Source organism: Bacillus sp. z60-11, assembly GCF_046464135.1.
GTDB lineage: Bacteria > Bacillota > Bacilli > Bacillales > Bacillaceae > Bacillus > Bacillus sonorensis_A.
Genome location: NZ_JBIYSN010000001.1, coordinates 423,256 through 439,908 on the forward strand (window position 1 = coordinate 423,256; position 16,653 = coordinate 439,908).

15 protein-coding genes are annotated in these 16,653 nt (G+C 47.3%); 10 read left to right on the forward strand and 5 right to left on the reverse strand.

Features of this window, described 5'->3' with window-relative positions; all coding sequences use genetic code 11:
* The first annotated feature begins 26 nt into the window (after positions 1–26).
* The gene (locus tag ACINLD_RS02290) at positions 27–1,298 is read left to right on the forward strand and encodes an MFS transporter (RefSeq protein WP_077736984.1); all 1,272 of its coding nucleotides are present in this window, start codon (positions 27–29) and stop codon (positions 1,296–1,298) included.
* A 60-nt stretch (positions 1,299–1,358) separates the two neighbouring features.
* On the opposite strand, the gene ACINLD_RS02295 is transcribed toward ACINLD_RS02290, so the two are convergent.
* From ACINLD_RS02295 to ACINLD_RS02315, 5 genes are all read right to left on the reverse strand, one after another.
* Positions 1,359–1,487: a hypothetical protein gene (locus ACINLD_RS02295; protein ID WP_256860446.1), complete on the reverse strand. Its 129-nt coding sequence runs from the start codon at positions 1,485–1,487 to the stop codon at positions 1,359–1,361.
* A gap of 88 nt (positions 1,488–1,575) precedes the next feature.
* A complete protein-coding gene (locus tag ACINLD_RS02300) occupies positions 1,576–1,740 on the reverse strand; it encodes a type II toxin-antitoxin system SpoIISB family antitoxin (RefSeq protein ID WP_026586616.1) in 165 nt (54 codons plus the stop codon).
* A 1-nt stretch (position 1,741) separates the two neighbouring features.
* Positions 1,742–2,488: a type II toxin-antitoxin system SpoIISA family toxin gene (locus ACINLD_RS02305; RefSeq protein WP_026586617.1), complete on the reverse strand. Its 747-nt coding sequence runs from the start codon at positions 2,486–2,488 to the stop codon at positions 1,742–1,744.
* Positions 2,489–2,597: 109 nt separating this feature from the next.
* Positions 2,598–3,596: an inorganic phosphate transporter gene (locus tag ACINLD_RS02310; RefSeq protein WP_026586618.1), complete on the reverse strand. Its 999-nt coding sequence runs from the start codon at positions 3,594–3,596 to the stop codon at positions 2,598–2,600.
* A 12-nt stretch (positions 3,597–3,608) separates the two neighbouring features.
* Positions 3,609–4,226: a DUF47 domain-containing protein gene (locus ACINLD_RS02315; protein WP_026586619.1), complete on the reverse strand. Its 618-nt coding sequence runs from the start codon at positions 4,224–4,226 to the stop codon at positions 3,609–3,611.
* A 332-nt stretch (positions 4,227–4,558) separates the two neighbouring features.
* Between ACINLD_RS02315 and ggt the strand changes: the two genes are divergently transcribed.
* The 9 genes from ggt (at position 4,559) to ACINLD_RS02360 (ending at position 16,646) form a co-directional block, all read left to right on the forward strand.
* On the forward strand, positions 4,559–6,310 hold the full coding sequence (gene ggt / locus ACINLD_RS02320) for a gamma-glutamyltransferase (RefSeq protein WP_077736983.1): 1,752 nt from the start codon (positions 4,559–4,561) through the stop codon (positions 6,308–6,310).
* Between the two features lie 135 nt (positions 6,311–6,445).
* Complete coding sequence (locus ACINLD_RS02325) at positions 6,446–7,090, forward strand: YesL family protein (RefSeq protein WP_026586621.1); 645 nt, start codon at positions 6,446–6,448, stop codon at positions 7,088–7,090.
* A gap of 14 nt (positions 7,091–7,104) precedes the next feature.
* Positions 7,105–8,841 (forward strand): sensor histidine kinase, encoded by a 1,737-nt coding sequence (locus ACINLD_RS02330; protein WP_077736982.1) that lies wholly within the window; start codon positions 7,105–7,107, stop codon positions 8,839–8,841.
* Positions 8,842–8,843: 2 nt separating this feature from the next.
* Positions 8,844–10,016, forward strand: a complete 1,173-nt coding sequence (locus tag ACINLD_RS02335; protein ID WP_179115742.1) for a response regulator — start codon at positions 8,844–8,846, stop codon at positions 10,014–10,016.
* A gap of 141 nt (positions 10,017–10,157) precedes the next feature.
* Entirely contained in the window at positions 10,158–11,456 is a 1,299-nt protein-coding gene (locus ACINLD_RS02340) for an ABC transporter substrate-binding protein (RefSeq protein ID WP_026586624.1), read from the forward strand.
* 22 nt (positions 11,457–11,478) lie between these two features.
* Complete coding sequence (locus ACINLD_RS02345) at positions 11,479–12,381, forward strand: carbohydrate ABC transporter permease (RefSeq protein WP_026586625.1); 903 nt, start codon at positions 11,479–11,481, stop codon at positions 12,379–12,381.
* The gene (locus ACINLD_RS02350) at positions 12,381–13,262 is read left to right on the forward strand and encodes a carbohydrate ABC transporter permease (RefSeq protein WP_026586626.1); all 882 of its coding nucleotides are present in this window, start codon (positions 12,381–12,383) and stop codon (positions 13,260–13,262) included. Before ACINLD_RS02345 ends, ACINLD_RS02350 begins: the two co-directional genes overlap by 1 nt.
* Positions 13,263–13,279: 17 nt before the next feature.
* Positions 13,280–14,314, forward strand: coding sequence for a glycoside hydrolase family 88 protein (locus ACINLD_RS02355; protein ID WP_026586627.1), 1,035 nt, complete (start codon positions 13,280–13,282; stop codon positions 14,312–14,314).
* A 46-nt stretch (positions 14,315–14,360) separates the two neighbouring features.
* Positions 14,361–16,646 carry a helix-turn-helix transcriptional regulator gene (locus ACINLD_RS02360; protein ID WP_077736979.1) on the forward strand — a complete coding sequence of 762 codons (2,286 nt, stop codon included), beginning with the start codon at positions 14,361–14,363 and terminating at the stop codon, positions 16,644–16,646.
* Positions 16,647–16,653: the final 7 nt, after the last annotated feature.

The window sequence follows — 16,653 nt, forward strand, 5'->3', positions numbered from 1 at the left end:
AATTATGACGGAAAGAGGGGTTGTCAATGTTTGCAAACGGCCGGGGGTTTGTGATTGTCATGCTCTTTTTGGCAGGGGTTATTAATTATTTGGATCGCTCGGCGCTGTCAGTCGCCGCTCCGTTCATTCAGGAGGATCTGAACATCCGTCCTTCTCAGATGGGGATGCTCTTCAGCAGTTTTTTCATCGGGTATGCGGTATTTAATTTCATTGGCGGCTGGGCTTCAGACAGATTTGGAGCAAAAAACACATTATCGCTGGCGATGATTGTCTGGTCTGTGTTCAGCGGAGCGATCGCACTGACCTACAATTTTGTGTCGCTTTTTATCATCCGCGTCATCTTTGGGATGGGGGAAGGTCCGCTGTCAGCTTCGACAAGCAAGGCGGTCAACAACTGGTTCCCGCAAAAAGAAAGGGCAAGGGCGCTCGGCATGACGATGTGCGGAACTCCGCTCGGCGGCGCGATTTCAGGGCCGATCGTCGGGCTGATTGCCATCCATTGGGGCTGGAAAGCTTCTTTTGTGCTGATTATGCTGATCGGGCTGATTTGGGTTTGGTTTTGGATCAAATACATGAAAGAAAGACCTGAAGAATTCCAAAAAGACGCCCGTGAACATGAACACTCGAAAAAATCCGCTCCCATCCCGCTGTCTTTTTATTTAAAACAGCCGACTGTCCTTTTCACCGCTTTCGCTTTTTTCTCATACAATTATATTTTGTTTTTTTTCTTAACCTGGTTTCCCAGCTATTTAACGACGGCCCGCGGGCTGAGTATCCACGATATGAGCATTGCCACGGTTATTCCATGGATTGTCGGGTTTATCGGCCTTGCGCTTGGGGGATTTATTTCCGATTACATTTTCAGGATCACCGGCAGGCAGATGTTTTCACGAAAAGCGGTTCTTGTCATATGCCTTTTGGCTGCTGCTGTATGCATCGGGTTTGCCGGGGTGGTCTCCACCGCCGTCGGAGCGGTCGCATTAGTCGCTTTGTCCGTTTTCTTTTTGTATTTGACAGGTATCACGTACTGGGCGATTATTCAGGATATCGTTCATCCTGAGAGGGTCGGCGGTGTCAGCGGCTTCATGCATTTTCTCGCCAATACGTCCGGGATCATCGGTCCGACTGTCACCGGCTTCATCGTCGAGTACAGCGGCGCCTTTACAAGCGCGTTTCTGCTGGCTGGGGGGCTCGCAGTGGCAGGCTCGCTTTCCGTTGCTTTCTTTGTCAAACCGATCGGTTCGGATAAGCTGCCGCCAGCTGTTTCAGGTGATGAACAGAAACCGTTTTTATCTTAGGCGAGAGACGGAATCGGTGCGGGCAAACAAAACCCCTTCCTCGTCAAGGAAGGGGTGCTGCTATTTCTTTTTTTTCTTGTTGAGCGCTTTAATCAGGTTCTCGCTTCTTTTTCTGAGGAGGGCGGTATAGTCTGACAGGCCGAATTTTGCGAAGTCTGTATGTTTGACTTGTTTTTTTTGTTTTTTCACGGTATCACCTAATCTGTGTTGATTGGTTTATTGTATGTATCAACTGGGAAAATGGGATAAGGACGGGAAAATTTTTCCCCGTCCCATTTCAGGCTTTTTTCCGTTTATACTCGCCTATCAGCCGTTCGTTTTGTTTGAAAATCCGTTCGGTGTGGGGGCTGACTTCGTATTTTGCGATACTGGTTTTCGATTGCTTTTTAAACATTTTAAATGAAAGGCGCTTCTTTGCGTTTTCCTGAAAAGCAGGCTCCATCTCAATCGTCACCTTCCTCTTCGTTTGGTAGCAGGAGATCATAGACGCTTGTTAAAGAAGTAAACAGGAGGTAGTCGAATTCTGTGACCAGATCCTCTGAGGTTAATTTCATCACATAGTCATAATCATGGATCGAAAATGGAATCAGGACCATTTTTCCGTTTTCTTCGTAATAGACGTCTTTCCGATCCAGCTTTTCTTGAACGGCGAACCGGTTTTCCATGTGTTCAAGCAAATGATCCTTGCTCTCGTTTGAATTATATTCACATAAGGCGGCAGAAATATTCATTTTTTCGCCAAAGCGGCTGATGAGTTTTTCAATGCCTTCAGCATAAGCTTCTATACTTCCATAATAGATGTGGATCGGTTCGTTTTTCAATAGGTATTGGTACGTTTTCAGCCTGTTTTGATAAGTGTGAAGCAGGTCGTTGTTTTCTTCGAGAAGCATCCTTGTGTCTGTGGCGAGTTCAGAACTTCCGAGTTTTTTAAAATAGGCGTTTAAAAAAATAAAAGCATCGGTGAGCGTGAAGAAAACGGCGACGATCAGGTAATGAAGCGGATTCGTGAAAATCGACTGCGGATCGTGCGTCCAATAAATCACGGCGCCGATAACATAAAGCAGGTACCACGTTTTTCTGATCGCGACCGTTTTTTCGGTGAGCTTTTTTTCAAAACGCCACACGGCAGCCACGTACAGAGCCAGCGCCAAAACAATGAGCCAAACAAGGAATTGATAAAATAGCAGCATAACTTGTTTCCCTCTTCCCGAGAAATAGTGCAGTTCCTATTCTATTGTTATGCCGGCTTTCTTTTAAACATGAAAACTCCCGTCCTAGATTCGGACGGGAGTGTGCTGATTAAAAGAATAAATCAAGTATGAAATAGGCAAATGCACCGATGGTTGCCGAAATAGGAAGGGTAATGACCCATGTGATCAACATCCGCTTTGCGGTGCCCCAGTTTACGCCTTTCACCCGGTGGGAAGCACCCACACCTAAAATGGATGAAGAAATGACGTGTGTCGTGCTGACAGGCAAATGGACGATCGTCGCACCAAAGATGATGAGGGCTCCCGTCAAATCTGCAGAGACACCATTGACGGGACGGATCTTCATGATTTTTCCGCCGACGGTTTTGATGATTTTCCAGCCGCCGACAGATGTTCCGAGACCCATAGCCGTGGCGCATGCAAACTGCACCCAGAACGGGATGTCAGTTGTACTGTGCAAGTTACCCGCAATTAAAGCCATCGTAATGATACCCATCGCTTTCTGTGCATCGTTCGTGCCGTGCGTATAGGACTGAATGGCAGCTGTCGCGATTTGAACGCGCCGGAACCGCTTATTCGTTTTTGCCAGATTGCTGTTCTTAAAAATGACTTTGACGATGCTGTAGATCAAATATCCTAAAACAAACGCCAAAATGGGCGATAATATAAGTGCTTCAATAATTTTAATAAATCCGTGGTATTTAATCGCGGCGAATCCTTCCGATGCGATGACAGCTCCGGCAATCGCTCCGATGATCGCGTGGGATGAGCTGCTGGGAATTCCGAAATACCAGGTCACTAGGTTCCATGTAATGCCGGCGATAAGAGCTGCAAGGATCACGATCGATCCGTTTTCAAGCTTGAAAGGATCGGCGATGTCGCTCGTAATTGTTTTGGCGACGCCTGTGAACGTCATGGCGCCGGCGAAGTTCATGACAGCGGCCATAATAATGGCGTGCCGTGGTTTTAACGCTTTTGTCGATACCGAGGTGGCGATCGCATTTGCCGTATCATGAAAGCCGTTGATAAAGTCAAATGCCAAAGCAAAGATGACAATCAATATGGTTAATACAAATAAAAGATCCATTATAATCCCTCGTTACGCATTTTTCATTATGATGGTTTCTAAATTGTTTGCTACACTTTGGCATGAATCTGCGATTTCTTCAAGCGTCTCATAGATTTCTCTGTACTGGATCACTTTAATCGGATCTGTCTCTTTACCGAAAAGATTTTTCAGCGATTTGCGGTGCAGGTTATCGCAGTTGTGTTCGTATTCTTTAATTTTGATGGCATGCGGCTGAATTTCTTTCAAGCGATTGTCCGCCATCAATTCAATGGTTATTAAAATTTCTTTTGCACATTCTCTGATGTAGCCGCTGAATTTATCAATATGCTCGTCTGAAGAGGTGATCGAGAAAATTTCCATCATCGCCGAGAAATGCTCGATGCCGTCGAGTACATCGTCAAGACTGTTCGTCAGCTGCAGGATATCCTCCCGCTCGATCGGCGTGATAAAAGCCTTATTCAGCTCCTTAATCATCGTATGTACATAATTATCTCCTTTTGTCTCATACTCTTTTAAGGTATCTGCAAATTCCTTTAGGGTTGTTTGATTTGTCACTTTATAATGAACAAAATATTCGGCTGTTTCATCCAGGTTTTTTGCAATTTCCATCAAAAGCACGGAAAACTTGTCTTTTTTTCTTTTCAACATTTGTAACCCTCCATTGTTTAAATGAGACAATGCACACATCAAAATATTATATAACTTTTTGTCGAAAAAAAACAGGTGCAGTCGAAAAAAACAATTTAATTTTCAGGCAGTTGCCACAAGTTAACGGATGTGAGGCTGACATGTTCATCGTGTTTTTTTGACAAGCCATAGTCGTTTTCTCCTTATATGTATTTGTGTCTAAAGAATGAATTATCCGGGAATTTTTCTATGCATGGGATTTTCGGTTTAAAAATATCGAAAATTGAGATTTTTTCTTATTTTCAGTTCCCTTTCCTGATATAGTAGTAATAAACTGGAAAGGGAGTGAGCTGATGAGACGGTTAGCTTTCTTGGTTGTTGCTTTTTGTTTCGCGGTTGGTTGTTTTTTCAGTCCAGTGTCGAAAGCTGAAGGTGTAAGTGGCAGCGGAGAAAAAGTCGCAGTCGGTAAGGACGGGATGGTGGCGACGGCTCATCCATTGGCATCAAAAATCGGTGCAGAGGTTTTGAAAAAAGGCGGAAATGCGATTGATGCGTCCATCGCCATCCAGTTTGCCCTCAATGTGACAGAGCCGATGATGTCTGGTATCGGCGGCGGCGGATTTATGATGGTCTATGACGGCAGCACGAAGGAAACCTCGATTATCAACAGCCGTGAGCGGGCTCCACAAGGCGCTGAACCCGATATGTTTTTGGATGAGGACGGGAAGGTGATTCCTTTCTCCAAAAGATCGAGGCACGGAAACGCAGTCGGTGTCCCGGGGACGTTAAAGGGGCTGGAAGCGGCGCACGAAAAATGGGGAACGAAGAGCATGAAAGAACTGATCACACCTGCCATCAAGCTTGCGGAAGACGGATTTGAAATCGATTCAGTGCTGGCGGAGGCGATTCAGGACAATGAGGACAAACTGAGCAAAACGGCTGCGAAAGATATTTTCCTGCCGGACGGCGAGCCGCTGAAAGAAGGCGATAAGCTCGTACAAGAGGATTTGGCGAAAACCTTTAAACTGATCCGGAAAGAAGGGTCACAAGCCTTTTACAAGGGTGAAATCGGCAGTGCTGTCGCAGACGTCGTCCAGGATTTCGGCGGATCGATGACACCTGATGATCTGGCGCGTTATGATGTAACAACAGACAAGCCGATCTGGGGAGATTACCACGGCTATGATATTGCAAGCATGCCGCCCCCAAGTTCGGGAGGGGTCTTCATGCTGCAAATGCTGAAGTTAATCGATGACTTTCATTTGTCACAGTACGATCCGAAGTCATTTGAAAAATATCATTTATTAGCGGAAACGATGCACCTTTCATATGCGGACAGAGCGGCGTACGCCGGCGATCCCGAATTTGTCGATGTTCCGCTGGAAGGATTGCTTGATCCGGAATATATTCAAGAACGGCAAAAATTGATCAGCCTTGACGAGGTCAACCGCGATGTGAAAGAGGGGGACCCGTGGAAATATGAAGAAGGGGAGCCGAACTATGACATCGTGCCGCAGGCCGATGATAACGAAACAGGCGAAACCACTCATTTTACTGTCGCTGATCAATGGGGAAATGTCGTTTCCTATACAACGACGATCGAACAGCTTTTCGGTACGGGCATTTTAGTACCGGGATACGGTTTCTTTTTAAATAATGAACTGACCGATTTTGACGCGGTTCCAGGGGGCGCCAATGAAGTGCAGCCGAATAAAAGGCCGCTGTCCAGCATGACCCCGACGATCGTCTTTAAAGACGACAAACCGGTATTGACCGTCGGATCGCCTGGCGGGAAAACGATTATTGCCTCCGTTTTCCAAACGATCCTGAATTACTTTGAGTACGACATGAGTCTCCAGGATGCGATTGAAGAACCGAGGATTTATACGAACAGTCTGTCTTCTTACCGTTATGAATCGGGCATGCCGGAAGACGTCAGGCTGAAGCTCAATGAATTCGGCCATGATTTCGGATCGAGTCCGCAGGATATCGGCAATGTCCAAAGCATTTTCATTGACCGGGAGCACAAATCCTTTATGGGGGTCGCCGATTCAAGCCGGAACGGCACGGCGGTCGGCGTCAATATCAAACATTCAGCAAAATAAAGGAGGATGGGCTTGGTCTTGCAATGTAGATCAAGCCCTTCTTCGTCTGGACCCGCCATAAAAGAGGATTTTTTTAAAAAGAGGAGAAATATATTTTTTGTAAGCGTTTACTGGTCGAAATGAAGGAGGTTTACCATGATTCACACATTGACAAACGGATTTAACCGTTTTTGCGAGTGGGTGATGAGGCTGGCATATCTTAATCTGCTGTGGATCGGCTTTTCTTTGGCGGGAGCGGTCATCTTCGGATTAGCGCCGGCGACTGCCGCCATGTTTAGTGTGACGAGACAGTGGGTGAAGGGTGAAACAGATATTCCTGTTTTCCAGACTTTTTTTCAGGCGTTCAAAAAGGAATGGGCCGGTTCAAGCATTCTCGGCTTCATTTTAGCGGCAATCGCCCTCGTGTTATATGTTGATTTTCAAATTGTTTCCATATATTTTCAAGGTCAGCCTGCCGTATTGAGCTTGTTTATCAGTTTGTTTATCATTTACGCCATCATCTTCTTATACACTTTTCCAATCTATGTCCACTATCAAATGAAACGAATCGATGTTCTGAAATACAGCTTCATGATCGGATTTTCCCGTCCGCTCATCACTTTGCTGATGATATTGAGCGCATTTGGAATGGTGCTGGCCGCTTTATTTCACGTCACATTTCTCTTGTTCTTCAGCGGCAGCGGGTTAAGCTTGCTCCTGACAAAATTGGCGTCCAGCGCATTTTTCGCCATTGACGGCCGCGGCAATGACAAACAGACTGCCGTCCCGCGCGTGAAATGAAGGGTGTTTTTTTAGTGAACCGGTATCATCATTTGAAAATTAAAGATCAGTTGTTTATTTTGATCACGCTCATTATGGCGGTTTCACTGATATTGATTTTGAGCGGTGTTCAATACGCGTTTCGCGTGTATGATCAGCAGCTTTACAGAAAATCGTCCCAGGTGCTGATGATGTCTTCCAAAGCGATTGAAGATGAACTAAAAAAAATTGAAGATGTTTCCTATCAAATCGCGACCGACACAAACATTCAAACCAACCTCTTAAAAGCCGGCCGCAATCAGAACACATACGGCCGGTATCGCATCAAAAAAGAAATTTGGGACAAGCTTGCCGAATTCACCGGTTCTAAACGGTACATTAAATCGATTCATTTGTTCGATGCCTTCGGGACGGAATACTCAGCAGGGGCCAGCTCTGCCGAAGCTATAATAGAGCGGAAAGACGAGCTTGCCTTAAAAGCGTCGCGTCAAAAAGGCGGCAATCTATGGACGACGATGCCGGATGTCCGTGGTGAGCTTTTATCCGTCAGGGAAATCCGTTCCTATCAGCATTTAAACCTCGATCACCTGGGGACGGTGCTGATTGTGTGTGATCTGCAAAACATTATCGCCGACCTTCCGAAAGATATGGGGGAAGGCGCAGGCAAAATCGCCATGTCTGACGGACGACACGCGTTCTTTTCAGAAATCCCTTTAAGCCGAATCGATGTGCTCCGCTTATCTTCTCCGGATCAAAACGGATACGACATTGTGAAAGAAAACGGCCGGCGTTTTTTCATTTCATATGTCAAGTCATCGTATGGGAACTGGACATACTGGAGTCTGATTCCTTTTGACACCATGTTCTCCAAAATATCAGCGATGAAATCTATACTCATTTCCCTTTTCATTCTCTTCTTTTTCATTGCCGTCTTCTTCGGAAGAAAAATGGCCAGGGGCATAACAAGTCCGATTGAAGGGCTGGTGGCTGCCATGAAAAATGTGCAAAACGGCGATTTCAACATACGGCCGCCGCTTTCTGCATCACCTGAGCATCAGGACGAAGTCAGCGTGCTGAAGTGCAATTTTGTGACAATGATCGAACGGATCAATGAATTAATCGCGGAGAACTATGAGAAGCAGCTGATGATCAAAGAAACGGAATTTAAAGCGCTGCAGGCGCAAATCAACCCCCATTTTTTATACAACACACTCGAATCGATCAATTGGCTCGCCAAAATGAACCGTCAGCCGCAAATTTCAAAGATGACCGAATCTCTCGGATTTTTGCTGCGGAGTGCGATGAATCTGAAAACCGATTGTTTAACGATTGAAGAGGAAGCAGAGATTGTCCTTCATTATTTTACGATTCAGCGGTTTCGCTTTGACGAAAGGCTCGTGTTTGATGTGGAGATCGATCCGCTTGTCAAAACATGCCCGGTTCCAAAGCTGATCCTTCAGCCTTTGGCGGAAAACGCCATTCACTATTGCCTTGAGCCTGTCATTGAGCCTTGTCACATTCGGATTCAGGCGTTCAGAAAGGGAGAATCCGTTTATTTAACAGTCGCTGACAACGGTCCCGGCATGGATGAAGACTTTTTGGAGAAAGCGAGAAAGGGGCTTGTACGGACAAAAGGCAGAGGCATCGGGCTTACAAATATTGATGAGCGGATCAAGCTGATGTTTGGCAAAAGGTATGGAATCACCATTTCAAGCGAAAAAAACAAGGGAACAAAGGTGAATATTAAAATACCATTTCAAAGCGGGGTGTGATGATGTATAAAGTGCTCTTGGCAGACGATGAACGGATCATTCTTGAAGGGATTTCAAAGATGATCGAGTGGAATTCAGTCGGCACGTCATTAATCGGTGCGGTGCAAAACGGCGCTGACGCCTATCGGCTGATTGTGCGCGAGCGCCCGGATATCGTGATCTCAGACATTAAAATGCCGGGATTGGGAGGATTGGAGCTGATTGAAAAAGTGTCCCGCAAGTACCCATCGACACGGTTTATTCTCCTTACCGGATTCGGCCAGTTTGAATACGCGAAAAAAGCGATGACATACGGTGTCAGGCATTATTTGCTGAAACCTTGCAATGAGAGCCATATTACAGAATCGCTCAAAAGCGTTGTCAGCGAGCTGAAAAAAGAAGAGTCTGCCAAACAGGTCAAAACCGATTTGGAGATGATCAGGCCGCACCTTGAAAAACACGTGTTCAAAGAGCTGATCACAGGCGAAAAGTCAGACGCCGAAAGGTATTTGCACTTTTTTTCAGAAAGCGGAAACATGAAGCTCGTCCTCCTTTCATTCCAGGAGCAGGGAGGGAAAAGGTGTTTGTCTGATCTCGAACAGATCGCCTGTGATGTCTTCAAAAGCGGCATCATCACCTCCATCCGCCATAAAGGTGCGCTCGTCCTCGCAGTCAAAGCCCGAATGGAAGATGAACAGCTAAAAGCAAATCTGGAAAGGATTAAAAGGCTTTCACGCCAGCGCTTACAGATAGAGCCGGCGGCAGCATTCAGCGGAAGCGGTGACATCGGGGAGGCCGCTGTTTTATATGGCCGCGTGCGGGCCGAGCTTGAAAGCCTGGTCAGCGGGGGGCAGACATCGGTTTTGGTCAGGCAAATGATTGAGCTGATCCAAAAGGAAGCCGCCAATCCGAAGCTGTCATTAAAATGGGCGGCCCGAACCATGCTGTATATGAATCCCGATTATCTCGGCAAGGTTTTCAAACAGGAAACAGGTGAACGGTTTTCCAGCTATGTGACGAAGGTCCGGATTGAAAAAGCGATCGCCAAAATGAAAAAGACAAACGATATCACGATCGGCGCTCTCGCGGAGGAGACGGGATTTGGCGATAATCCGAAATACTTCAGCCTCGTCTTTAAAAAGTATACAGGCTGTACACCGTCTGAGTACCGGAAAAAAGAAGAACACCTGCTGTAAAGCCGCCGGAGAAAGTCCGGCGGCTTTTTCTTGCGACGCGATCTCTGTTTTTTTAACATTCTTCTCTGTTTTTTGAGTTTCTGGGACGAAAATGCGTCATTAAAATAAAATGTAAGCACTTACAAAAAGAGGGGGATGTCGATGAGGAGATTCATGCTTGTCTCGTTATGCGCATTGCTGCTGTCCGGGCTTTACGGATGCAGTTCAAACAGCGAAGAGGCGGGGGGCTCAGGCGGAGAAAACACGATCACGCTGAGGATCGCCTGGTGGGGCGGACAGCCGCGACATGATTACACAACGAAAGTGATTGAGATGTACGAAAAGGAAAATCCGCATGTCAAAATCGAAGCGGAGTTTGCCAACTGGGACGATTATTGGAAAAAGCTCGCACCGATGTCCGCGGCGAACCAGCTGCCTGATGTCATCCAGATGGATTCCGCATATTTATCACAATACGGTGAAAAGGGCCAGCTGGAAGATCTCTCGGCGTATGTGAAAGACGGGACGATCAACACAGATGCAATTGATGACAAGACGCTCGAGGGCGGGAAAATCGGCGGCAAGCTTTACGGTTTTCCGCTCGGGATCAATGTGCTGTCCGTCATTACAAATGATGACCTTTTAAAAGAAGTCGGCGCCGAGATTGATGATGAGAACTGGACATGGGACGATTTTGAAACATTGGCGCTCAAGGTGCAGGAGAAGACGGGAAAATACGGCTCAAACGGAATGCATCCGCCTGACGTCTTTTTCCCGTATTATCTCAGGACGAAGGGCGAGCGCTTTTATAAAGAGGATGGAACAGGTCTTGCCTATACGGATGACAAGCTGTTTGTCGATTACTTCAAAAGACAGGTCAGACTTGTCGAGCAGAAGGCTTCTCCGACACCTGATGAAAGCGCGCAAATCAAAGGGATGGAAGACGATTTTATCGTAAAAGGCGAAACGTCTGCCACATGGAATTATTCCAACCAATACTCGGCGTTTGCCCAGCTGACGGATGCGCCGCTTTCACTCCATCTGCCGCCGGAACAGGCGAAAGAAAAAGCGCTGTTTCTCAGACCGAGCATGCTGTTTTCGATTCCGAAAAGCTCCGAACATAAAAAAGAAGCGGCAACATTTATCGATTTCTTTATCAATAATGAAAAAGCCAATGCGCTGATCAAAGGTGAGCGCGGTGTACCCGTTTCAGCGAAAACGGCCGAAGCGGTAAAGTCGGAACTGAATGAAGAGGAAAAAAAGATTTTTGAATATGTCGAGCGGGCAAAAGAACATGCAGGTCAGGCGGACCCGCCTGAACCGATTGGCAGCGCTGAAGTGATCAAGCTGCTGAAGGATACGTCAGACCAAATTTTGTTCAAAAAAATCACACCGGAAGAAGGAGCCGCCAAGTTCAGAAAAGAAGCGAACGACATCTTGAAACGAAATCAAAAAAGGTAATGCCTGAAAGGGGGATGCGACCGTGAAGAGCAAACGACTGAATGACAACCTGGCGGGTTATGCCTTTATTTCTCCATTTGTAATCGGCTTTTTCTGCTTTACCGTGATACCGATGGGCGCTTCACTGTTTTTGTCTTTTACCGATTATGATCTGTTTACTTCTCCTAAGTGGGTGGGCCTTGACAACTACAAAACGATGCTGACGGATGATGAAAAGTACTGGGGATCATTGAAAGTGACATTTTACTATGTTCTCTGCGGCGTACCGCTCAGGCTGGCGTTCGCGCTTTTCATCGCGGTGATGTTGAACAGATCGCAAAAAGGAGTAGGTATTTACCGGACGCTTTTTTATCTGCCGTCGATCATCGGCGGCAGTGTGGCGGTGGCGATCATGTGGCGCAATGTCTTCGGGAATGACGGTGTCATCAATGCGCTTCTGTTTTTTATCGGGATTGAAAAGAAGATTTTCTGGTACCAGGATCCGACGAGTGCGTTGTGGACGCTGATCCTTTTGTCGGTTTGGCAGTTCGGTTCTTCGATGCTGATTTTTTTGGCCGGACTCAAAAACATTCCGCCGATGTATCAGGAAGCAGCCAGCATTGACGGGGCAAACAGGGTGCAGCGGTTTTTCCTGATTACGCTTCCGCTGCTCAGCCCGATCATCTTCTTTAATTTGGTGATGCAGACGATATCCGCGTTTATGACCTTTACACCGGCTTATATTATTTCCAAGGGGGAGGGCGGACCGCTTGACGGAACGCTCCTATATTCCCTGTATTTATTCCAGCGGGCCTTCAACTTTTTCCAAATGGGCTATGCCTCAGCCATGGCCTGGGTGATGCTCCTATTGATCGGCCTTGTGACATTCATTTTATTTAAAACATCATCCTTATGGGTGCATTACGAATCAAAGGAGGGATCATGATGGAGCCGGTCAAGGAAACGGCGCCTGCACGCGTTCCTGTAAGGAGCGGGAAAAGCCGGACGGGTCAGATCGCTTTTCATATTGCAACAGCCGGTTTGGCGGTTTTTCTTCTCTATCCTGTCATATGGCTTGTTGTCAGTTCTTTTAAAGAGAGCGCCAGCATTTTCGCCACTTCTCATTCGCTCGTTCCCGATCCGTTTGTCATCTCCAATTATGCGGATGGATGGAAGGGAATTGCCGGACAGCCGTTTATCACATTCATCAAAAACTCGCTGATCATCGTCGGTTTATCGACCGCTGGCGCCGTCCTGTCGTCAGCTTTTATCGCCTACGGGTTCGCGCGGATTTCGTTTAAAGGCAAATCGTTTTGGTTTGCCGCTATGATGGTGACGATGATGCTGCCGCATGAAGTGCTGATGATTCCGCAGTACATCATCTTTGCGAAGCTTGATTGGCTGAATTCCTTTAAGCCGATCGTCGTTCCTCAGTTTTTTGGACACGCGTTTTTTATCTTTTTGATGATCCAGTTTATCAGAACGATTCCGGTTGAACTCGATGAAGCGGCGAAGATTGATGGTTGCAGCCGTCTCGGCATTTTTTTCAAGGTAATCCTGCCGCTGATCGCCCCGGCGCTTGCGACATCGGCGATCTTTTCATTTTACTGGAAATGGGAGGAGCTGATCAATCCGCTCCTTTATTTAAACAAGCCCGAGCTTTATCCGGTTTCCCTGGCGTTGAAGCTGTTTTTGGATACGGAGACGGCGTCAAACTGGGGTGCGATGTTTGCGATGTCCGTCGTTTCGCTGCTGCCTGTCGTGATCGTGTTTTTTGTCTTTCAAAAATCGATCGTTCAAGGCATCAGCATGAGCGGATTAAAATAAAAAAGGAGTGAATGCGGGTGGCAAAACTTGTTTTTGATGAAGAAAAGCTGAATGACATGATCGACAGAATCGTCAAGCGGACATTTGCGATGGATTTTGAATGGGATTGGCCCGGCGGTGTGGCGTTTTACGGCGTGGCCGAGGCGTATGATGCGACGGAAAAGGAAGAATACCTTCAGCTTCTGAAAAACTGGACGGATGAAAAGCTTGAAGACGGCCTGCCGAAGCTTTCGATCAACGGCGTCTCCATCGGCCATACCCTTTTATCGCTCTATCAGGCAACAGGTGATGACCGTTATCTTGAAACAGCCAGGGAAATGGCAGACTATGTCCTTCATGAAGCGCCGAGGTTTGCAGACGGCATCCTCCAGCATACCGTCAATTCAGAGAAAAACGTCTTCCCGGAGCAGGCGTGGGTCGATACGATGATGATGGCCGGCTTGTTTCTTCTCCGCATCGGAAAGCTTGTCGAGAGTGAAGAATACTTTGAGGATGGCCTCCGCCAGTATCATGGTCATGAAGAACTTTTGCAGGATATGGATACCAATCTGTATTATCACGGCTGGGACAATGTGGCCAAAAACCATATGTCAGGCATATTTTGGGGGAGGGGAAACGGCTGGGCCGCGCTGACCATGGCCAAAGCGCTGCCGCTGATTGATGTGACCCATCCGTCTTATATGATCATCGACGGCTCATTGAGAGATCTGTTGAGCGCGCTTGTCAGGCTTCAGCATCCTTCCGGGTTATGGCACACCATCGTGACAGACCCCGGCTCATATCTTGAAGTCTCGGGTTCCGCCGGAATTGCCTCCGGTCTTTTATCAAGAGGCTCTTTGTACCACGAGTCGGTTCAGAGAGCGCTGGCGGCCATCACAGAATCCGTCGCGCCGGACGGCAGGGTCGAACGCGTTTCCGCGGGAACGGCGGTCATGCGGGACGCCGGGGGGTATAAGGATGTCCCGTATAAACGGATTCAAGGCTGGGGGCAGGGGCTTGCGCTGACCTTTTTGGCAGATGTCATCCGCTCAAAATCGCGAGCATTTCAATAAAAATTGAAAAAGAAACATTCTTTTCATTTGCAGTGGGGGGAGAGGCATGAAAAAGCTGCATCAAAGACATGTTTCACGGCGGAAGGGGACCTATTTCAAAAAGAGTTTTGTGCTGATCTTGCTGATTGCGTGCATCCCGGGTCTGTTGACGGGTGCGGGCATCTATTTTTTCTCAGCCGCAAAAATCGAACACGAGCTTCAGCATCTGCATGAAAGCCAAGTCAGACGCCAAATCATGCAAATGGATGACAAGCTGGAAGGGCTCGAAATCATGCTCTCCCAGCTGGCGTATGACACACGGCTGATGAGCGGGCTGGCTCATACGGATTTAAAAAAAGACTTTCAAACGACATACCGCTTGTCAAAGTCGCTGTTTGTTCTCCAGGACCAAAATCCGCTCATTCAGCGGGTTGAATTATTCATTCATGAAGGTGAGCCCCAGCTTTTAAATCCGGAATACAGCGCGCTGACCGATCGAAATCGTTTAAAATCCTACGATTCACTGCTTTCCGGCAATAAAAACGTCTATTGGAAAAAATGGCGCGGCAGCACTGGAGGCATGGCCCTCGTTCATAAAATTCCGGGGGGCATTTCAGAGCCGTTCGGCGCCCTGATTGTAACGATAGATCGTAAAGAAATGAAGCATTTGCTGGAAAGCCTTTCCCCATATTCAAAAGGAACCGCGCTGCTTTTCAGCAGGGACGCACCTTTTGGAAAGGAAGGCGAAGAATTTGAAAGCGCATTAAAGAAGCGGGCTGAAAAACAGCGGAGCAAACAGGGGGCCTTTTTCATGAAGTGGAGAGGTGAAAACTATTCCGTCTCCTTCGGACAGATGGATCGACTCGGCCAGGAATGGACTTATGTTTCCGCATCGCCAATGTCGTCCATTACCTCTCCTGTCCTGTTTTTATCAAAGCTCGTCGCATCCGTCAGCATGGCCGGGATTGTGCTGGCTTTCATTCTCACCTGGTATGCCTCAAATAAAATCTATTCACCTGTCGAGAAGCTGATCCAGCTTTGTTCAGCAGAACAGAAAACCGCCGCTTTCGGCCGCGATGAATTTCAGTGGCTCCAAAAGCGTTGGGAGGACATGTCGAACGAAAGCGGGAAGCTGAAACAGCAGATGACGGCTCAAGTTTCTCAAGTGACAAGCGGATTTTTTCAGCGGCTTCTCCAAGGAGGCTTTGCGGGAGAAGCGGAGAAAAGCTTGAAAAACCGTCTGAAGCGCTGGGGCTGGGAAGCGAAAGACAAGGTGTTCATCATCATCGATATCCAGATGACCGGCCTTTATGACGGGGCCGGCTCTTTTTCCAAAAAAGACGAAAGCCTCGCCAATTTTATGCTGGCCAACATCGCCCGCGAACTGGCCGAAAAAGTATTCCGGCGGGCGTATATCAGCGATGCCCGCGCTTTATCGCTCGATGCCCTTTTGATGTTTAGCGGTCCTCGCGCACAGCAGAAAACCGCCGCGCAATTTGTCCGCGAGCTGACAGATACGATTCATACACTATGCGGGCTTCACATTACGGCTACAATCTCAAAGCCGGTCGGCATGGTAAAGGACATTCCTGTCATATATGAAGAGGTGAAAGCCGGGAAGCTTTACAGACAGTTTGAAAATTCCAGCCAGCTGATCGATTTAAGCCGGCGGAAGGAGAAGACACAGGCTGATGCTTATTATCCGTTTGCCCTGGAAAAAAGGATCGTACAAGCGATCCGCCTCGAAGAAAAAGATGAAGCCGAACGCCTGATCGCGCTTTTTATGAATGAGCTTGCGGAAAGAGGGAAAACAGAGGCCCGTATCCAGCCGGGAATGATTCAGCTGTTTGCCAAAATTCAGGAAGAGATTTTTCATTCGGGTCTTCACCCTTATGAATTATTTTCCAATAACGATCTGATCCGGGAGCTGTCAGAACTCAGAGAGCCGTCACACGCGGTCGCCTGGATGATGGAACGCGCTGTCGGTCCTTATCTCAAAGAACTTGAGGGGAGAAACAACAGACAGCAAAAACGGCTTGTCGAACGGGTGCTTGCGATGATTCACGAAAATTACATGAATGATATTTCACTTGAAAGCTGCGCTGATGAAGCGGGAACGAATTCATATACGCTGAGCAAGGCGTTTAAACAGATCACCGGCATCAATTTTATCGATTATGTCACGCATTTGCGAATTGAAAAAGCGAAAGAGCTGCTTCTCGAAACGGATCAGAAAATACATGACGTATCAGAGGCTGTCGGCTACAGACACAGCTATTTCAACCGGATTTTTAAAAAACAGGTCGGGGTTCCGCCGAGCCGCTATAGACAGCTTCATCAGGAAACCTCGTGAAATGGAG

What these genes read in the sequence shown, in the direction of transcription:
- ACINLD_RS02315 (WP_026586619.1), bottom strand. Translation starts at nt 4,226, where the DNA reads ATGTTGAAAAGAAAAAAAGACAAGTTTTCCGTGCTTTTGATGGAAATT.
- ACINLD_RS02305 (WP_026586617.1), bottom strand. Translation starts at nt 2,488, where the DNA reads ATGCTGCTATTTTATCAATTCCTTGTTTGGCTCATTGTTTTGGCGCTG.
- ACINLD_RS02300 (WP_026586616.1), bottom strand. Translation starts at nt 1,740, where the DNA reads ATGGAGCCTGCTTTTCAGGAAAACGCAAAGAAGCGCCTTTCATTTAAA.
- ACINLD_RS02340 (WP_026586624.1), top strand. Translation starts at nt 10,158, where the DNA reads ATGAGGAGATTCATGCTTGTCTCGTTATGCGCATTGCTGCTGTCCGGG.
- ACINLD_RS02325 (WP_026586621.1), top strand. Translation starts at nt 6,446, where the DNA reads ATGATTCACACATTGACAAACGGATTTAACCGTTTTTGCGAGTGGGTG.
- ACINLD_RS02360 (WP_077736979.1), top strand. Translation starts at nt 14,361, where the DNA reads ATGAAAAAGCTGCATCAAAGACATGTTTCACGGCGGAAGGGGACCTAT.
- ACINLD_RS02310 (WP_026586618.1), bottom strand. Translation starts at nt 3,596, where the DNA reads ATGGATCTTTTATTTGTATTAACCATATTGATTGTCATCTTTGCTTTG.
- ACINLD_RS02290 (WP_077736984.1), top strand. Translation starts at nt 27, where the DNA reads ATGTTTGCAAACGGCCGGGGGTTTGTGATTGTCATGCTCTTTTTGGCA.
- ACINLD_RS02335 (WP_179115742.1), top strand. Translation starts at nt 8,844, where the DNA reads ATGTATAAAGTGCTCTTGGCAGACGATGAACGGATCATTCTTGAAGGG.
- ACINLD_RS02350 (WP_026586626.1), top strand. Translation starts at nt 12,381, where the DNA reads ATGGAGCCGGTCAAGGAAACGGCGCCTGCACGCGTTCCTGTAAGGAGC.
- ggt (WP_077736983.1), top strand. Translation starts at nt 4,559, where the DNA reads ATGAGACGGTTAGCTTTCTTGGTTGTTGCTTTTTGTTTCGCGGTTGGT.